The organism is Streptomyces sp. NBC_01077 (assembly GCF_045162855.1).
Lineage (GTDB): Bacteria > Actinomycetota > Actinomycetes > Streptomycetales > Streptomycetaceae > Streptomyces.
The window spans coordinates 4,441,334-4,457,482 of sequence record NZ_CP108669.1; the positions used below are offsets into that span (position 1 = coordinate 4,441,334).

Consider the following 16,149-nt stretch of genomic DNA (forward strand, 5'->3'; position numbering starts at 1 on the left):
GTGCCCGTAAAGCCCCTTGTCAAGATCGCCTAAGCAGACGGGGTGGACGAGTGGGCGGTCGGGGTGGACGAGGCGGGCTTGAGGAAAGTATTCCAGCCGCCGGCCGGCTTCTGTCCCACTTCCAGCGAGCGCAGCTTCGCGAGGATCTTCGGGTCCTGGACGTCGAGCCAGTCGACGAACTGCCTGAAGGAGACGAGCCGGACGTCCTTCTTTCCGGCCATGCCCTTGAGCGCGTCCTCGACGGCGTCCATGTAGATGCCGCCGTTCCACTGCTCGAAGTGGTTGCCGATGAAGAAGGGTGCGCGATTCGACTCGTACGCGCGCGTGAAGCCGCCGAGAAGGGCCTCGGTCGCCTGCTTGCGCCAGCCCGGGTAGCGCGAGGGCATGCCCTTCGTCGTGTTGTTCGACTGGTTGGCGAGCATGTTGTAGTCCATCGACAGGACCTCGAAGGAGTGCCCGGGGAAGGGCACGGCCTGGAGGGGGAGGTCCCAGATGCCCTGGCGCTTGGTGGGCCACGTCTGCCGGCCGCCGGGCGAGCTGGCGTCGTAACGCCAGTTGAGCCGCTTGGCGGTGGGGAGCAGGTTGTCCTGGCCGAGGAGGCAGGGGGTGCGGCCGCCGACGAGCTCCTTGGAGTAGTCGAAGGGCAGCGGGTCGATGTCGGTCCAGCCGCTGTTCGTCTTCCACTCGGTGACGAACTTCACGGCCTGGTCGATCTCGCTCTGCCACTGGGCCGGGGTCCAGTTGCCGACGGAGCCGGAGCCGCCGCAGAAGTGCCCGTTGAAGTGGGTGCCGATCTCGTGGCCTTCGAGCCAGGCCTGCCGGACGTACTTCAGGGTGTCCTTGATGTGGCCGTCGGTGAGGTAGCCGATGTCCGAGGCGCCGACGCGGTTGTTCGGCGGGCGGTAGAGGTTCTTCTTCGACTCGGGGAGGACGTAGATCCCGGAGAGGAAGAAGGTCATCGCCGCGTCGTGGTTCTTGGCGAGTTCGAGGAAGCGCGGGAAGAGCCCGTTGCCGACCTCGCCGGCGCCGTCCCAGGAGAAGATCACGAACTGGGGCGGGGTCTGGCCGGGTTCGAGCGGGACGGGGGCGTCGGGCTGGTGCGGCTGCTTCCCGGTGTCGGCGGTGGAACCGTCACCGATGAGCCGTACGTCGTCCTTGGTCGGGGTGTTCGTGCTCGGCTTCGCCGAGACGTCACCCCCCTTACCAGGTCCGGAACGTCCGGGCTTGTCCTGATTGCCGTTGCCACACGCGGCGATTCCCATCGCCGCCGCGGCACCAACGCCCGCCCCGAGCAGCCCCCTTCGACTGATCCCACTGATCCCGCGCATGACATCCCCATTCGCGCTGACGTATCACCGAAACGTCATCCAATCCGACAATGAGTGAGATGCCGGGAGGAACACGTAGGTTCCGGGAAATCGCACAAAAATTTCAGGGCGGTCGATTGGCATGAACACCACTCGACCGCCCTGAACTGTGGACCGCGCACTCCCGCACTGTCCAGTGGAGCCGTACTCCTTCACCGAAGGACTACACCTCGCCCCGGAACAACTACTGCCCGCTCCGGAAGAACTACCGCCCGCTCCGGAAGAATTACGCCCCGAAGGCCTTCGACTTCCCCTTGACCGGCTTCGCACCGGCAAGGAGATGCGCCGGAACGAGGTCACGGGCCGGCTCGCTGTACCCGACCGAGACGATCTTGTCGCCCTTGTACGTGAACGAGGTCAGCGAGGCGAGCGTGCACTGGCGCCGCCGCGGATCGTGCCAGAGCCGGCGCTTCTCCACGAAGCTGCGGACGATCCAGATCGGCAGCTGATGGCTGACCAGGACCGCCTCGTGCCCCCGGGCCGCATCCTTCGCCGCGTCGAGCGCGCCCATCATGCGGACGACCTGCTCGACGTACGGCTCGCCCCAGGACGGCTGGAACGGGTTGGTCAGGTGCTTCCAGTTCGCCGGCTTGCGCAGCGCCCCGTCACCCACGCCGAACGTCTTGCCCTCGAAGACGTTCGCCGCCTCGATGAGCCGCTCGTCCGTGGCCAGATCCAGACCGTGCGACTTGGCGACCGGCATCGCCGTCTCCTGCGCCCGCTCCAGCGGGGAGGCGACGACGTACGTGATGTCCCGGTCGGCCAGGTTCTCGGCGACCCGGTCCGCCATCTGCCGGCCGAGCTCGGAGAGGTGGTAGCCGGCGCGGCGCCCGTAGAGGACACCGTCGGGGTTGTGCACCTCACCGTGCCGCATCAGATGGACGACGGTGATGTCCTCGTCGCTCTTCGGAAGGCTCATCGCGTCGCTCATGCCGTCGCCTCCGCGGCGGCGCGGGCGGCGGCCGGCAGAGCGGCGGCGATCCGCTCGATCGCCCGCTCGTCGTGGGCGGCCGACACGAACCAGGACTCGAACGCGGACGGCGGCAGGTAGACGCCGTCGGCCAGCATCGAGTGGAAGAAGGCGTTGAAGCGGAAGGCCTCCTGCTGCTTCGCCTCGTCGTAGTTCCGCACCTCGTCGGCGGTGAAGAAGACCGAGAACATGTTGGACGCGGTCTGCAGCCGGTGCGCCACGCCCTCCTTGGCGAGCGCGCCCGTGACCAGGCCCTGGATCTCCGCCGAGACCGCGTTCACCCTGGCGTACGCCGCGTCGTCGAGCAGCCGCAGCTGCGCGAGCCCGGCGGCGGTCGCGACCGGGTTACCGGAGAGGGTGCCCGCCTGGTAGACCGGCCCTGCCGGGGCGAGGTGCCCCATGACGTCGGCGCGGCCACCGAACGCGGCGGCCGGGAAGCCACCGCCCATGACCTTGCCGAAGGTCAGCAGGTCGGCCTTGACGCCGTCGACGCCGTACCAGCCGGCCTTCGAGGTACGGAACCCGGTCATCACCTCGTCGGAGATGTACAGCGCGCCGTTCTCCCGGCACAGGTCCGCGAGGCCCTGGTTGAAGCCCTCGGCCGGCGGCACGACGCCCATGTTGCCGGGCGAGGCCTCGGTGATCACACAGGCGATCTCGCCCGGGTGCGCGGCGAACGCGGCCCGTACCGCCTCCAGGTCGTTGTAGGGGAGCACGATCGTGTCCCCGGCCTGGGCGCCGGTCACACCGGGCGTGTCGGGCAGCCCCAGGGTGGCGACACCGGAACCGGCCGCGGCGAGCAGCGCGTCCACGTGGCCGTGGTAGCAACCCGCGAACTTGACGACCTTCGCGCGCCCGGTGAACCCGCGGGCGAGCCGGATCGCGGACATCGTGGCCTCGGTGCCCGAGGAGACGAGCCGTACCTGCTCGACGGGTTCGATACGCGCCACGATCTCCTCGGCGAGCGCGACCTCGCCCTCGCCCGGCGTACCGAAGGAGGTGCCGCGGGCCACGGCCTGCTGCACCGCGGCGGTGACCTCGGGGTGCGCGTGACCGAGGATCATCGGCCCCCACGAGCACACCAGGTCGACGTACTCACGACCGTCCGCGTCGGTGAGGTAGGGACCGGAACCGGACACCATGAACCGGGGCGTTCCGCCCACGGCCCGGAAGGCACGCACCGGTGAGTTCACGCCGCCGGGCGTCACGAGGGAAGCGCGGTCGAAAAGCGTCTGTGAGACTGGGGCTTCGTATGAATACGGCACTGTGATCCTGACCTGCGAGAACGACTTCGGGCACGACATCGGGAACGGAGGGAGGGTGTGAACATCCTGAGTATTACGCCGGGGCGTTCGCCCTCCGCGTCTGCGAAACTGGGGCGTCATAGGGATGGCTCACGGAATCCATGGTGTCAGAGGCCACGGCGTTCTTGCGGACAGGTGTTTCACCGTACGAACGCGGGGGAGGTCACTGACACGATGATCGGGTTGCGCGGCGGGGTCGTGTTGCCGAGAAAAAGCAGTCGGGTGGAGATATGCATCGCGGTGGCGGACCGGGCGAGGGGACGGACGACCTGGGTCCGGAGTCTGCCCGCCGGGGCAGGCACCGGCGCCGGCGGAGCGAGGACCCGAGCTCGGGAGCCCCGGGCACTCCAGGCATTCCAGGCATCCCGGGAACATCGGGCCCTCCGGGAGAACCGGTCACCGGAAGCGGGAGCAGCCGGTTGGGGGTGACGTACAAGTACTTCGGCGCGCCCGATGGCGCCACGGCGGCCCGCGTCCCGATCTCGATGCGTCCGGAGGAGCTCGGTGGCGACGAGCTCGGCATGGGCGGCATGTTCACCAAGATCAAGCCGGAGACCATAGCGGCCATGGTCCTGACCGGCATCCAGGGCATGCCCCTGAACAAGGTGCCCCCGCTGGAGCTGGTGGTCCTGCACCCGGACTACGCGGTGGTGAAGCTGCCGATGACCGTGGTCGACCCGCTCCGCGCGATCGGCGAGGAGTCGGTCGGCGCCGCCGCCTTCATCTGGTCCACGGTCCCGGACCGCGGCGGCCCGCGCGACGCCTTCGACGTCTACCAGCTGCTCCACGAGTGGCAGGACTTCTCGGTCCGCCTCCACGAGGCGGGCCACCAGCCGTACTGTCTGGTGTGGCCGTGAGCCTCTGACCGGGACGGTCGGGGGCATCAGACCTGGGACGTCAGACCTGGGGCTGTCAGCGCCGGGGCCGTCAGGCAGGTCAGGGACGGTCCTCCGCCTCCTTCGCGGCCTGCGCCGCCTTCGCTCGCTCGGCCGCGAGTTCGCGGGCGGAGGCGAGACGGTACGGCACGTCGATGACGACGACGTTCTTCATGAACAGCAGCCGGGTCTTGAGGCGCAGCGCGCTCTGGTTGTGCAGCGGCTGCTCCCACCAGTGCCCCACCACGTACTCGGGGATCACCACCGAGATCACCGCGTCCCCCGTCCGCTCGGGCGCCTCCCGGACATGCCGCAGGACCGGCTGGACGATCGAGCGGTACGGGGAGCTGAGCACCCGCAGCGGTACGTCGATCCCGTGGGCCTCCCAGGTCGCGCGGAGCACCTCCGCCTCGGCCGGGTCCTCGGCGACGGTGACGGCCGTGAGGGAGGCGGGGCGCAGGGTCTTCGCGTACGACAGGGCCCGGAGGCTGGGCGCGTTGACCGAGGCCACCAGGACGAGGACATGGTTCTCGGCGAGGGCGTGGGGCCGCTCGTGGGTGCCGACGGCGACCTCGGCGGCGACCGCGTCGTAGTGCCGCCGCACCCCCTTCATCCCGGCGAAGAGCACCGGCATCGCAATGACGACGAGCCAGGCGCCGTGGGTGAACTTGGTGATGAGGACGATGACGAGGACGACCGCCGTCAGGCAGGCGCCGAAGGCGTTGATCGCGAGGCGGCGGTGGATGTTGTGACGGTCGGCGGCCCCTGCGGGTGTGGCGAGTTCTCGCCGCCAGTGCTTGACCATCCCGGCCTGGGAAAGGGTGAAGGAGACGAAGACGCCGAGGATGTACAGCTGGATGAGGCGGGTCAGCTGCGCGTCGAAGGCGACGATGAGGACGATCGCGGCGAGCGCGAGGAGGACGATGCCGTTGGAGTAGACGAGCCGGTCGCCGCGGTGGAAGAGCTGGCGGGGCGCGTAGCGGTCGCGGCCGAGCACGGAGGCGAGCATCGGGAAGCCGTTGAAGGCGGTGTTGGCCGCCAGGACGAGGACGCCCGCGGTGACGGCCTGGAGCATGTAGAAGAGCACGTGCCAGTCGCCGAAGGTGGCCCGTCCGATCTGCGCGAGCGCGGTGGACATCGGGGTGCCGGGCGCGAGGCCGAGTTCGGTGGGGTCCTCGGCGACATGGACCTCGTAGACCATGGCGAGCACGGTGATCCCGAAGAACATGGTCACGGACAGCACGCCCATGATCGCGAGTGTCATCGCCGCGTTGCGGCTCTTGGGCCTGGCGAACGCCGGTACGCCGTTGCTGACGGCCTCGACCCCGGTCAGCGCCGTGCAGCCGGAGGCGAAGGCGCGCAGGGCGAGCAGGACGAGCGCGATCCCCGAGTAGGTGGAGACGGCGTGGACGGGCAGGGTGGCGGACTCGGCGCGGATCGTCGAACCGGTCGCCATCCGTACGGCGGCCACCGCGAACATCAGATAGATGACCGCGATGAAGGCGTACGTGGGAAGGGCGAACCAGCGTCCCGACTCGCGTACCCCGCGCAGGTTCATCCAGGCGAGCACGGCCACGAAGACCACCGACATGGCCACGGCGTGCCCGTCGAGCGAGGGGACGGCCGAGGTGATCGCGGCGACCCCGGAGACGACGGAGACGGCGACGGTCATCACGTAGTCGATGAGCAGCGCGGAGGCGGCGGTGAGCGCGGCGGTCTGTCCGAGGTTCTCGGCGGAGACGACATAGGCCCCGCCGCCGCCCGGATAGGCGTAGCAGGTCTGCCGGTAGGAGGCGACGACGACCAGGAGCAGGATCACGATGCCGACCGCCGCGTACCAGGCCAGATGGAGCACGGCGAGGCCGCCGAGGGCCAGGATCAGCAGGATCTCCTCGGTGGCGTACGCGACCGAGGAGAGCGGGTCGCTGCAGAAGATCGGCAGGGCGACCCGCTTCGGCAGCAGGGTCTCCCCGAGCCGGCCGCTGTCCAACGGACGACCTACGAGCAGGCGTTTCGCCGCACTTCCAGCTCTCATAAGTGCTGAAGTTAGGACGAATGGTATGTAATGCGCGGAAGCCGCGCCCTGTGGGGACGCCCGTACGCCCTGTGGGAGCCCCGTACGAGGAAGGACCTGACGCGTGAGCGGAGTACGAGGAGTACGTATGGCCGGCGAGCCCATGCAGATCGGCGAGGTCGCCGCACGGACCGAACTGTCCCTGCGCACGATCCGGCAGTACGAGGACAGTGGCCTGGTCGTCCCGTCCGCGGCCTCGCCGGGCGGCTTCCCCCTCTACACGGACGCGGACGTGTCCCGGCTGATGGTGGTCCGCCGGATGAAGCCGCTCGGCTTCACCCTCGACGAGACCCGCGAACTCCTCACGGCCGTGGACCGGCTGGCCGCCGAGCGCGCGGGCACGGACACGGAGCTCGACCCGGACGAACGGGCCGCGCTCGTGGCCCGCGTCCGCGGCTACGAGCAGGCCGCCGCGGAGCGGGTCGCCGAGCTGCGGACCCAGCTCTCCCGCGCGGAGGAGTTCGCCGACTCGCTCCGCCGCACCCGCCTCACGGCGACCCCGGCCTGACCGACAGCCTGACGTCGGGCCTGACCGACGGCCCGGCTTGACCGACGGCCCGGCTTCGGCCTGACCGACGGCCCGGCTTGAGTCAGGCCGACGGCTCGGCTTGAGTTCAGGCCCCGAGCGCCTCGGCCAGCGCGCGGAAGAAGCGCGCGTAGGCGGCCGGGCTGGGCGGGGTCTCGGGATTCCACGGCGTGAACCGGACGCCGGACAGGGCCTCGTCCGGTGCCGTGGCGTGGGCCCGGCTGTCGAAGAGGACCAGGCCGGGACGGAGTTCGGCGGCACGGTCCCAGTCCCCGGTGAGCCAGTTCGCCCCGGGCCCGGGGCCAGGGTCGACGAGCCGGACGCCGAGCTCGGCGAGCCTCGCCAGCTCGGGCCAGGCGAGCGGCCGGGCCAGATGCACCTGGTCGGGACCGGCCCCGGAGAGAGCGAGCACGGCAAGCCCGGTCCGGGCGGCGACGTCCCGGAGCGCGTCCTCGGCGGCCCGGAGGTCGGCCGAGGAGGCCACGGCGGGCGTCTCGGCGTCCGGTGCGGCGGGGGCGGCCGGTGCGTCCGGGGCGGCCCCCAGGCTGACCGCCAGCGCGCCGAAGCGATCGAGAATGGCCGGCAGGGTGAGCTCGTTGCCGACGGAGAGGGCGACGAGCGGCACCCCGAGCCGTTCGGCGACGGCCTCGTCGAGCGCGTAGGGGCTCTTCCCGTCGTAGGTCACGTCGACGATCACGTCCGGCCGCAGCTCCCTCAGCAGCCCCTCGTCCAGGACCCTGCCCGGTCCGAGGTACGTCACCGCGGCCGCCGTCAGCCCACCCTCCTTCGCCGGGTCGAGGACCTCGCCGTCGTGCCCGGAGCCGTACACGGCGACCGGCGTCACGCCCAGGTCGCACAGAGCCGCCCCGGCCCGCACATACGCGATCACCCGGCGCGGCACTCGGTCCGCCCCCAGCTCCGTACCCCTGTCGTCCGTGAATCCCCAAGCCTGTGCCCCGGACATACGGCTGCTCCTCCCCGGCCGGAAATGTGCCTCTTCCGAGCACCTTGGAGCGGTTCCCCGGCCCGCACAAGAGGGCCTGTCGGTCGCACGTGCCACCGGGGCAGGGGGGCCGGGACCAAGGTCCCGGCCCCCCTGCCGAAAGTCCCCCAGGTTGGTGTTAACTGAACAGGTCGGGAGGAAGCAGTAGGAATCGTCGGCGCCCTCGTGCCCGCCCCACCTGCCGGGGCGCGCAGCGTACGGGCGGCCCTCACGCCCTGGAGTGAGTCATGTCCTTGCCCGGCCAGTTCTCGGACCCCCGTGTGATCACGCTCTTCGGCCTGCTCGCCGTCTCGGCGGTGGTGTGGCTGTCGCTCGGCCTGCGCGACCGCGCCCGTGATCGCCGCGACCGGGCGCGCGCCCCGCTGGAGCGGGTCTGGCATCCGCAGGAGTCGATAACGCTGACGCCCGCGGAGGAGCACGCCTTCGGCCAGGTCGTCTCGCGGCTCTCCCTGGGCTCTGCGGGCCGTCTGCGCTGAGCGGCTCCTCTCCCGGCGCCTGCGCGGAAGACGCGAAAGACCCGGGCCTCGGGCCCCCGGTTCTCAGGGCTCCGGTCTCAGGCCTCCCGAGCCTCAGGCCTCCCAGGCCCAGGCCTCGCGGTCTCAGGCCTCCCGGGCCCGGGCCTCCCGGTTCTCAGGCCTCCCGGGCGCGCGGATCGCGGCCCGTCGTCGCGAGCAGCCGCTCGAAGACGGTGGCGTCGCCGGGCAGGTCGACGGCGTCCCCGAAGACGCCCATCTTCCGGGCCATGGGCGCCATCCGCTCCACCTCCTCGACGAGCCCCTCGACCACCACCGGGTCGGGCGCGAAGCTCCGCCCGGTGGCCTGGGCCAGGTCCCAGGCGTGCACGGTCAGGTCGAGCAGCACCATGGAGCCGACGGTCCGCGCCGGCAGTCCCATGCCCCCGGTCGTGCCCTCCTCGGCACCGGGCGCCGACCAGGCCTCGATCAGCTTCCCGGTCTCGGCCTCGAAGCGGTCCCGCCAGTCGGTCTCGGCGACCCGGTCGGGCAGGTGGGAGAAGTCGGCCGGCTCCTTGGCGGCCAGGGCCTGGAAGTTCACGACGACGCCGAAGAGATGGTTCAGCAGGGCGCGCACGTCGTACTCGCCGCAGGGCGTGGGCGCGCCGAGCGAGGCGTCGGCGATGCCCCTGACCAGGGGCGTCGTCTGCGCGGCGACGCTACGGAGCAGGTCACCGATGCGGGGCGGGGCACCGATGCGGGTCGTGTCCTCGTTCGTCATGGGGGCGAGGCTAGGGGAGGCTGCCCACCCCCGTCTTGAAGAAACACGCCAGGGCGGAATCGCGTGCCGACCTAGCATCGGAGCATGTCCGACTCCGCGCCTCGCAGGGACACCCGGGGCATCGTCGACCCCTCCGAACTGCTCGCCCGCGTCCGCTTCCGCCGCCACACCCCGGCGCCGGAGCTGCGGTCCTACCTGGAGCACTACTGGCTGATCGACTGGGAGCTGCCGGAGCCGTACGCGACCCACGTCGTCCCGCACCCGTCGATGAACATCGTCTTCCAGCAGTACGGGGCCCTCGGCGCCCCGGCGGCGGAGGTGCGCGCGTCCGCGGAGGTCTCCGGGATCGGGCTCGGCCTGTTCACCCAGAAGCTGACGGAGGCGGGCCGGGTCTGCGGGGTGCAGTTCCGCCCGGGTGGCTTCCGCCCCTTCGCGCCCGCGTGGCCGGTGTCGACCTGGACGGGCCGCAGGGTCCCCCTGACCGAGGTGTTCCCGGAGACGGGCACTGAGGCCGGCGGGAGCAAGGCGGCGGGCGCGGGCGCGGAGGCAGGCGCCGGCGCGGGCGCCTGCCACGCGGGCGCGGACGCGGAGAGAGGCGCCGGCCACGCGGGCGCGGACGCCGAGCTGCTGTCCGCCGTCCTCTCCCCCGACACCGACCACGCGCGCGTTGCGGCACTCGACGCCTTCCTGCTGGCCCACGGCCCCACCGCCGATCCGGCCGCCGACCAGGCCATGGAGCTGGTGGACCTGATCCGGGGGGACCGCACCGTCCGCAAGGTGTCCCGACTGGTCGCGGCGACAGGCCTGTCGGCGCGCTCGCTCCAGCGCCTCTTCGCGACCCACGTGGGCGTCGGCCCGAAGTGGGTGATCCTGCGCTACCGCATCCACGAGGCCCTGGAACGCGCCGAGGCCGCGGGGGCGGCGGGCGGCCCGGACTGGGCGGCCCTCGCGGCGGAACTGGGCTACAGCGACCAGGCCCATCTCGTACGGGACTTCACGGCGACGATCGGGGTGCCGCCGACGGCGTACGCCCGGGGACTGTCAGCGCCCTGACCTAACGTACGGACATGGACACCGACACCACTTCACCCATACGGCTCGAAGCCTGGTCCGAGGACGACTCCGGCCTGCTGCGCGCCCTGAACGCACCGGAGTCGACGGAGCACCTCGGCGGCCCGGAGACGGAGGAGCAGCTCGCCCGACGCCACCGGAAGTACGTGGACCTGAGCGCCGACGAACCGGGCGCGGGGCGCATGTTCCGGATCGTGCTGCTGCCGGAGGAGGCCGTGGTGGGCAGCATCGGTTTCTGGGAGCGGACCGGGGACGGCGAGCCGGTGTACGAGACCGGGTGGGCCGTGCTGCCGGGCTTCCAGGGCCGGGGCGTGGCGACGGCCGCCACGCGGGCGGTGGCCGAGGAGGCCCGGATCGCGGGCCTCCACCGCTTTCTGCACGCATTCCCGTCGACGGACAATGCCGCGTCGAACGCGGTGTGCCGCAAGGCGGGGTTCGAGCTGCTCGGCGAGCGGGACTTCGAGTACCCGCCGGGGCGCCCGATGCGCTGCAACGACTGGCGCCTCGACCTGGAGAAGCCGGCCTAGGAGGCCTCGTCCGGCGCGGTGAGCGGCCGGGTGAAGTGGAAGGCCACGATGTCGAAGCGCTCGCGCAGGTAGAAGCGGTGGGCTCCGGTGCGGTGGGTGCCGGAGTCCAGGTTGAGCTCGTGACAGCCGGCGGCGCGGGCGTGGTCCTCCAGGTGGGCGATCAGCGCGTGGCCGACCCCGGTGGAGCGGGTGGAGGCGGCGGTCACGAGGTCGTCGACGTAGAGCTTGCGGAGGGAGCTGGTGTTGATGACGATCCGCCAGCCGGCCGCGCCGACGCAGCGGCCCTCGTCCGAGTAGGCGGCGCTGAAGCGCAGCCCCTGGGGGTGCCCGGTCTCGTACACCTCGCGGAAGAGCTCCGGGGTGAGGTGGGGGCGGAGTTCGGAGAGGACGGGCAGGAGGTCGTTCTCCAGCCGGGGGTCGCCGGGCTCAAGGTCGATGATCTTCATGCCGGGACCGTACCTCAGGGTTTTATCCGGGTTGACGCGGACGGCACGACCTTGGATATTTATCTGCGTGACGCAGATGATGTGTCACGAAGAGATGAGCGCTCGCTCCTGGAAGGAACCCTCATGACCGTTCTCGTCACCGGCAGCCGCGGCCGTGTCGCCTCCACCCTGCTCGACCTTCTCGGGACCGCCGGCATCAAGGCGAAAGCCGCCTCCAAGAACCCCACGGACCTCTCCCCACCGCCCGGGGTCGGGACCGTGCGCTGCGATCTCACCGACCCGACCACCTTCGACACCGCACTGACCGGCGTCGACTCCGTCTTCCTGTACGCCGAGGCCACCCAGGCCGAGGCTTTCGCCGAGCGCGCCCGCGCCGCCGGCGTCGAGCACGTCGTCCTCCTCTCGTCCAGCTCCGTCCTCGCCCCGGACGCCGCCGAGAACCCGATCGCCTCCTCCCACCTCGCGGCCGAGCGCGCCCTCTCCGCCGCCGCGGACACCGGCGCTTTCGAGGCCACCCACCTCCAGCCGGGCGCCTTCGCCACCAACACCCTGCAGTGGGCCTGGGCGCTCCGGGGCGGGCGGGGACCCGCCCTGCCCCACCCGCACACGTACGGCGATCCGATCCATGAGCGTGATGTCGCCGAGGCGGCCTTCGCGGTGCTCACCGAGCCCCGGCTGCGCGGTTCCTCGTACCTCCTGACGGGCCCCGAGTCGCTGACCTTCGTCGAGCAGCTGGCGATACTCGCCGAGGTGACGGGCCGGCCCGCGCCCCACACCGTCGTGGCCCCCGAGGAGTGGAAGGAGTCGGTCGCCGGCTTCATGCCGGAGACCTTCGCCGACGCCCTGCTCTCCTACTGGGCCTCGCACGACGGCCGTCCGGCACCGCTGACCCGCACGGTCGAGGAACTGACCGGCCACCCGGCCCGCACCTTCGCCACCTGGGTCGCCGACCACGAGGAGGCCTTCCGCCCCTGACGAGCGGACGAGCGGACGAGCGGACGAGCGGACGAGCCCACCTTCCGGGCAGCCGAGCAACCCGGCCGCCCACGCAGACCCCGCCTCGGCCCCACCCAGCCCAGCCCCAGCCCCCAGCCCTCCAACCCGCCCTGCCTCGCCTCACCTCACCTCACCTCGCCTCGCCTCACCTCACCTCACCTCACCTCACCTCACCTCACCTCACCTCACCTCACCGAGGACGAATTCCCTGGCCGCCCGTCCCGCCCCGGTGCGATCCTGTCCCCGTGAACGGACCGGAGATCCACATCAGCTTCGCCCCCGGCCTGGGGCTCTTCGTGTCGGCGGACCGCCGCTCGGGCAGGACACCCGTGACCACCGACGGCGCCTCCTCGCTCGGCCACGTCGTGGAGTCGCTCGGCGTGCCGCTCACCGAGGCCGGCCGTCTGCTGGTCGACGGTCGGCCCGTCGACGCCTCGCACGTCCCCGCGGCGGGCGAGACCGTCGAGGTGGAGGGCGTCGCCCGCCCGCAGCCGGTGCCACCGGGCGCGCCCCTCAGGTTCCTGCTCGACGTGCACCTCGGCACGCTGGCCCGGCGGCTGCGGCTGCTCGGGGTGGACGCGGCCTACCAGAGCGAGGACATCGGCGACCCCGCCCTGGCCACGCTCTCCGCGCGCGAGCGGCGCGTCATGCTCTCGCGGGACCGCGGCCTGCTGCGCCGCCGTGAACTGTGGGCGGGGGCCTACATCTACAGCGACCGCCCGGACGACCAGCTCCGGGACGTCCTTGAGCGCTTCGCGCCGCCGCTCGCGCCCTGGACGCGGTGCACGGCGTGCAACGGGCGGCTGAGCGACGCCGACAAGGACGCGGTGCGCGAGCGGCTGGAGCAGGGCACGGAGAAGTCGTACGACGTGTTCGCCGAGTGCGTGGAGTGCGGCCGGGTCTACTGGCGCGGCGCCCACCATGCCCGTCTGGAGGCGATCGTTTCCGAGGCGGTGAGCGAGTTCGGCGGCGCGACCACCGGCTGACGCACCACCCTGCCCCACCGCCGACGGCAGCCCCGCGCGGCCTCGCCCGGCCCCGGTCCGTCCAGGTCGATCCAGGTCGGTCCGGCTCAGTCCAGGTCGCCGCCGCGCAGCCGCTCGATCTGGACGACGCTGACCTCGACGGTGCGCCGCATATGGGCGATGAGCAGGGCGACCTCGGCGTCGCTGTAGACGTCGAACATCGTGCCCCAGGTCCCGTTGAGCTTGCGCCACAGCGCGCCGAGTTCGGCGATCCGCTCGGGCACGAGGGCGACCAGGACCCGGCGCCGGTCCTCGGTGTCCCGTTCGCGCGTCACGTATCCGGATCGTTCGAGGCGGTCGACGAGCCGGGTCGCGGAGCCCGTGGTGAGCCCGGTCAGCTCGGCGACCCGCCCGGTGGTCACCGGCCCCTCCTCCAGACTGAGCAGGTTCAGGCACTGCACATCGGTCGGGTGGAGCCCCAGGTGGTCGGCGACGGCCTGGTTGAACAGGGCGTACGCCGCCATGTAGCGGCGGGCCTCCCCGTACAGCTCGGTCATGAGCGCCTCACGCCGGGCTGAACTCTTCTGCGTCATGCAGAGATTGTACGAACCAGACACCGCCCCGCCCCGGCCCGCACCGCAGCTGCCCTCAGGGCGCCTCGGCCGTCAGATAGCGCTGCACGGTCGGGCCCAGCCAGGCCACGATCTCGTCGGTCGACATCTCGACGGCCGGCGGCAGCCGCAGCACATAGCGGGTGAGCGCCATACCGAGGATCTGGGAGGCGACGAGCGCCGCCCGCTGCGGGGCCTCGGCAGGATCGGGGCAGACGCCCCGGGTGACGGGCCCGAGCTGCTCGGCGAAGATCGCCTGCATCCGTTCGGCCCCGGCCGCGTTGGTGACCCCCACCCGCAGGAGTCCGGTGAGGACGTCGTCCCGCTCCCAGCGCTCCAGGAAGTGGGTGACCAGGACGGCCCCGATGTGCCGAGCGGGCAGGCCGCCCAGCTCGGGCAGGCTCAACTCGATCTCCGAGGCGGCGGCGAACAGGCCCTCCTTGTTGCCGTAGTAGCGCATGACCATCGACGGATCGATCCCGGCGTCACGGGCGATGGCCCGGATGGTGGCGCGGTCGTATCCGTCGGAGGCGAAGCGCTCGCGGGCGGCCTCCAGGATGGCGGCTCTGGTGACGTCGGAACGGCGGGCGGTCGTCATATCAACAACTGTAGGCCAACGGGCGTTGACATTCCATCCGAGCCGCCCCCACAGTTGCCAACAAGCGTTGACCAACACCTGTTGGCAAACAGTCGTGGGCACCCTGGAGGCAGCCATGAGCACCCCGGAGACACCGAAGATCACGGCCACCACAGAACCGACGGACACCCAGGTTCTCGTCATCGGCGCCGGCCCGACCGGTCTGCTCCTCGCCGGCGACCTCGCCTCCGCCGGTATCGACGTCACCCTCGTCGAGCGCCGCCCGCACGGCCTGGCCAACATGACCCGCGCCTTCGGCGTCCACGCCCGCACCCTGGAGCAGCTCGACGCCCGCGGCCTCGCGGACGAGCTCGTGGCCACCGGCACGACCCTCGGCAGCGCACGGCTCTTCGGCCGCCTGGACCTCGACCTCACCCGGCTGCCCAGCCGCTTCAACCATCTGCTCGTCACCCCTCAGTACGAGGTCGAGCGCCTCCTGGAGCGCCGGGCGGTGACCGCCGGGGTCACCTTCCGGTACGGGACGGAACTGCGCGGACTGCGCCAGGACGCCGACAAGGTGACGGCGGAGTTCGCCGACTGCGACGGAGCCCCGCTCACCCTCACCGCCCGCCACCTGGTCGGCACGGACGGCGTCCGCAGCGCGGTCCGCACCGCCCTGGGCCTGCCGTTCCCCGGCGGCTCCGTGATCCGCTCCCTCGTCCTCGCCGACGTCCGCCTCACGGAGAAGCCCGCCGACTCGTTCAGCGTCACCGGCTCCGACGACACCTTCGCCTTCCTCGCCCCCTTCGGCGACGGCTGGTACCGGGTGATGGGCTGGAGCCGCACCCGCCAGGTCGCCGACACCGAGCCCGTCGACCTGGACGAGGTCCGCGAGATCGTCCGCCGCGCCCTCGGCACCGACCTCGGCATGCACGACCCCCGCTGGATCTCCCGCTTCCACAGCGACGAGCGCCAGGCCCCCTCGTACCGCGTGGGCCTGGTCTTCCTCGCCGGCGACGCCGCCCACGTCCACTCCCCCGCCGGCGGCCAGGGCATGAACACCGGCCTCCAGGACGCCGCCAACCTCTCCTGGAAGCTCGCCGCCGTCCTGCGCGGCGACGCACCAGCCCCCGAAGCCCTCCTCGACAGCTACCAGTCCGAGCGCCACCCCGTCGGTGCCACCGTGCTGCGCACCAGCGGCGCGCTCGTGCGTCTCGCGATGGCCCACACCCCGCTCACCCGCGCCGCCCGCTCCCTCGCCACCCGCCTCCTGAGCGCGGTACGGCCCGCCTCCGCCCGCGCCATGGGCATGATCAGCGGACTCGGTATCGCGTACGCACCCCCGACCGGCTCCAAGCGCCCCGCCGGCCGCCGCGCCCCCGACCTACGCCTGCGCGAAGGCCGTCTCTACGAGCTGCTGCGCGCGGGCGAGTTCGTCCTCATCACCCCGGAGGGCAGGCCCACGGGCCTGCCCGACACCGCCCCGGTCTCCCCCGAGCGCCTGGTACGAGCCACTTGGACGGACCCGACACGAAGGACCGCGGTACTGGTCCGCCCCGACGGCTACGTCCACTGGACGAACGGCTGAGGCCGGCCCGTCACCC

At 71.7% G+C, this 16,149-nt stretch carries 17 protein-coding genes; 8 read left to right on the forward strand and 9 right to left on the reverse strand.

Annotation, left to right across the window (positions count from 1 at the left end; translation table 11 throughout):
• Positions 1 to 29 precede the first annotated feature (29 nt).
• From OG462_RS19795 to hemL, 3 genes are all read right to left on the reverse strand, one after another.
• Complete coding sequence (locus OG462_RS19795; RefSeq protein ID WP_406066621.1) at positions 30 to 1,319, reverse strand: hypothetical protein; 1,290 nt, start codon at positions 1,317 to 1,319, stop codon at positions 30 to 32.
• A 274-nt stretch (positions 1,320 to 1,593) separates the two neighbouring features.
• Positions 1,594 to 2,298, reverse strand: coding sequence for a histidine phosphatase family protein (locus OG462_RS19800; RefSeq protein WP_406059315.1), 705 nt, complete (start codon positions 2,296 to 2,298; stop codon positions 1,594 to 1,596).
• Complete coding sequence (gene hemL / locus OG462_RS19805) at positions 2,295 to 3,641, reverse strand: glutamate-1-semialdehyde 2,1-aminomutase (RefSeq protein ID WP_406059317.1); 1,347 nt, start codon at positions 3,639 to 3,641, stop codon at positions 2,295 to 2,297. Before hemL ends, OG462_RS19800 begins: the two co-directional genes overlap by 4 nt.
• A gap of 230 nt (positions 3,642 to 3,871) precedes the next feature.
• On the opposite strand from hemL, the gene OG462_RS19810 reads away from it, so the two are divergent.
• Positions 3,872 to 4,498 carry a hypothetical protein gene (locus OG462_RS19810; protein WP_406059319.1) on the forward strand — a complete coding sequence of 209 codons (627 nt, stop codon included), beginning with the start codon at positions 3,872 to 3,874 and terminating at the stop codon, positions 4,496 to 4,498.
• Between the two features lie 79 nt (positions 4,499 to 4,577).
• Here OG462_RS19810 and OG462_RS19815 read toward each other — a convergent pair whose 3' ends face one another.
• Complete coding sequence (locus OG462_RS19815; protein WP_406059321.1) at positions 4,578 to 6,551, reverse strand: APC family permease; 1,974 nt, start codon at positions 6,549 to 6,551, stop codon at positions 4,578 to 4,580.
• 127 nt (positions 6,552 to 6,678) lie between these two features.
• Here OG462_RS19815 and OG462_RS19820 point away from each other — a divergent pair, with 127 nt between their 5' ends.
• On the forward strand, positions 6,679 to 7,098 hold the full coding sequence (locus OG462_RS19820) for a MerR family transcriptional regulator (RefSeq protein WP_406059323.1): 420 nt from the start codon (positions 6,679 to 6,681) through the stop codon (positions 7,096 to 7,098).
• Positions 7,099 to 7,204: 106 nt separating this feature from the next.
• On the opposite strand, the gene OG462_RS19825 is transcribed toward OG462_RS19820, so the two are convergent.
• A complete protein-coding gene (locus OG462_RS19825; protein ID WP_406059324.1) occupies positions 7,205 to 8,080 on the reverse strand; it encodes an ABC transporter substrate-binding protein in 876 nt (291 codons plus the stop codon).
• A gap of 266 nt (positions 8,081 to 8,346) precedes the next feature.
• Here OG462_RS19825 and OG462_RS19830 point away from each other — a divergent pair, with 266 nt between their 5' ends.
• Complete coding sequence (locus tag OG462_RS19830; RefSeq protein ID WP_406059326.1) at positions 8,347 to 8,595, forward strand: hypothetical protein; 249 nt, start codon at positions 8,347 to 8,349, stop codon at positions 8,593 to 8,595.
• Positions 8,596 to 8,749: 154 nt separating this feature from the next.
• Here the strand turns inward: OG462_RS19830 and OG462_RS19835 are convergent, their stop codons facing one another.
• Complete coding sequence (locus OG462_RS19835; RefSeq protein WP_406059327.1) at positions 8,750 to 9,352, reverse strand: TIGR03086 family metal-binding protein; 603 nt, start codon at positions 9,350 to 9,352, stop codon at positions 8,750 to 8,752.
• 84 nt (positions 9,353 to 9,436) lie between these two features.
• Here OG462_RS19835 and OG462_RS19840 point away from each other — a divergent pair, with 84 nt between their 5' ends.
• Both OG462_RS19840 and OG462_RS19845 read left to right on the forward strand, forming a co-directional pair.
• The gene (locus OG462_RS19840) at positions 9,437 to 10,405 is read left to right on the forward strand and encodes a DUF6597 domain-containing transcriptional factor (RefSeq protein ID WP_406059328.1); all 969 of its coding nucleotides are present in this window, start codon (positions 9,437 to 9,439) and stop codon (positions 10,403 to 10,405) included.
• A 14-nt stretch (positions 10,406 to 10,419) separates the two neighbouring features.
• Positions 10,420 to 10,950, forward strand: a complete 531-nt coding sequence (locus tag OG462_RS19845) for a GNAT family N-acetyltransferase (RefSeq protein ID WP_406059330.1) — start codon at positions 10,420 to 10,422, stop codon at positions 10,948 to 10,950.
• Here OG462_RS19845 and OG462_RS19850 read toward each other — a convergent pair.
• Complete coding sequence (locus OG462_RS19850) at positions 10,947 to 11,396, reverse strand: GNAT family N-acetyltransferase (protein WP_406059332.1); 450 nt, start codon at positions 11,394 to 11,396, stop codon at positions 10,947 to 10,949. The genes OG462_RS19845 and OG462_RS19850 overlap by 4 nt on opposite strands.
• Before the next feature lie 123 nt (positions 11,397 to 11,519).
• Between OG462_RS19850 and OG462_RS19855 the strand changes: the two genes are divergently transcribed.
• Both OG462_RS19855 and OG462_RS19860 read left to right on the forward strand, forming a co-directional pair.
• Entirely contained in the window at positions 11,520 to 12,371 is an 852-nt protein-coding gene (locus OG462_RS19855; protein WP_406059334.1) for an NAD(P)H-binding protein, read from the forward strand.
• A 266-nt stretch (positions 12,372 to 12,637) separates the two neighbouring features.
• Complete coding sequence (locus tag OG462_RS19860; RefSeq protein ID WP_406059336.1) at positions 12,638 to 13,378, forward strand: Mut7-C RNAse domain-containing protein; 741 nt, start codon at positions 12,638 to 12,640, stop codon at positions 13,376 to 13,378.
• A gap of 86 nt (positions 13,379 to 13,464) precedes the next feature.
• On the opposite strand, the gene OG462_RS19865 is transcribed toward OG462_RS19860, so the two are convergent.
• Both OG462_RS19865 and OG462_RS19870 read right to left on the reverse strand, forming a co-directional pair.
• Positions 13,465 to 13,950 (reverse strand): MarR family winged helix-turn-helix transcriptional regulator, encoded by a 486-nt coding sequence (locus OG462_RS19865; RefSeq protein ID WP_406059338.1) that lies wholly within the window; start codon positions 13,948 to 13,950, stop codon positions 13,465 to 13,467.
• A 55-nt stretch (positions 13,951 to 14,005) separates the two neighbouring features.
• Positions 14,006 to 14,566 carry a TetR family transcriptional regulator gene (locus OG462_RS19870; RefSeq protein ID WP_406059340.1) on the reverse strand — a complete coding sequence of 187 codons (561 nt, stop codon included), beginning with the start codon at positions 14,564 to 14,566 and terminating at the stop codon, positions 14,006 to 14,008.
• 115 nt (positions 14,567 to 14,681) lie between these two features.
• Between OG462_RS19870 and OG462_RS19875 the strand changes: the two genes are divergently transcribed.
• Positions 14,682 to 16,133 carry an FAD-dependent monooxygenase gene (locus tag OG462_RS19875; RefSeq protein ID WP_406059342.1) on the forward strand — a complete coding sequence of 484 codons (1,452 nt, stop codon included), beginning with the start codon at positions 14,682 to 14,684 and terminating at the stop codon, positions 16,131 to 16,133.
• Positions 16,134 to 16,149: the final 16 nt, after the last annotated feature.

Bases quoted from the DNA above. Each gene is read 5' to 3' on its own strand.
- OG462_RS19800 (WP_406059315.1), bottom strand. From the start codon at position 2,298: ATGAGCGACGCGATGAGCCTTCCGAAGAGCGACGAGGACATCACCGTC.
- hemL (WP_406059317.1), bottom strand. From the start codon at position 3,641: ATGTCGTGCCCGAAGTCGTTCTCGCAGGTCAGGATCACAGTGCCGTAT.
- OG462_RS19810 (WP_406059319.1), top strand. From the start codon at position 3,872: ATGCATCGCGGTGGCGGACCGGGCGAGGGGACGGACGACCTGGGTCCG.
- OG462_RS19815 (WP_406059321.1), bottom strand. From the start codon at position 6,551: ATGAGAGCTGGAAGTGCGGCGAAACGCCTGCTCGTAGGTCGTCCGTTG.
- OG462_RS19820 (WP_406059323.1), top strand. From the start codon at position 6,679: ATGGCCGGCGAGCCCATGCAGATCGGCGAGGTCGCCGCACGGACCGAA.
- OG462_RS19825 (WP_406059324.1), bottom strand. From the start codon at position 8,080: ATGTCCGGGGCACAGGCTTGGGGATTCACGGACGACAGGGGTACGGAG.
- OG462_RS19830 (WP_406059326.1), top strand. From the start codon at position 8,347: ATGTCCTTGCCCGGCCAGTTCTCGGACCCCCGTGTGATCACGCTCTTC.
- OG462_RS19835 (WP_406059327.1), bottom strand. From the start codon at position 9,352: ATGACGAACGAGGACACGACCCGCATCGGTGCCCCGCCCCGCATCGGT.
- OG462_RS19840 (WP_406059328.1), top strand. From the start codon at position 9,437: ATGTCCGACTCCGCGCCTCGCAGGGACACCCGGGGCATCGTCGACCCC.
- OG462_RS19845 (WP_406059330.1), top strand. From the start codon at position 10,420: ATGGACACCGACACCACTTCACCCATACGGCTCGAAGCCTGGTCCGAG.
- OG462_RS19850 (WP_406059332.1), bottom strand. From the start codon at position 11,396: ATGAAGATCATCGACCTTGAGCCCGGCGACCCCCGGCTGGAGAACGAC.
- OG462_RS19855 (WP_406059334.1), top strand. From the start codon at position 11,520: ATGACCGTTCTCGTCACCGGCAGCCGCGGCCGTGTCGCCTCCACCCTG.
- OG462_RS19865 (WP_406059338.1), bottom strand. From the start codon at position 13,950: ATGACGCAGAAGAGTTCAGCCCGGCGTGAGGCGCTCATGACCGAGCTG.
- OG462_RS19870 (WP_406059340.1), bottom strand. From the start codon at position 14,566: ATGACGACCGCCCGCCGTTCCGACGTCACCAGAGCCGCCATCCTGGAG.
- OG462_RS19875 (WP_406059342.1), top strand. From the start codon at position 14,682: ATGAGCACCCCGGAGACACCGAAGATCACGGCCACCACAGAACCGACG.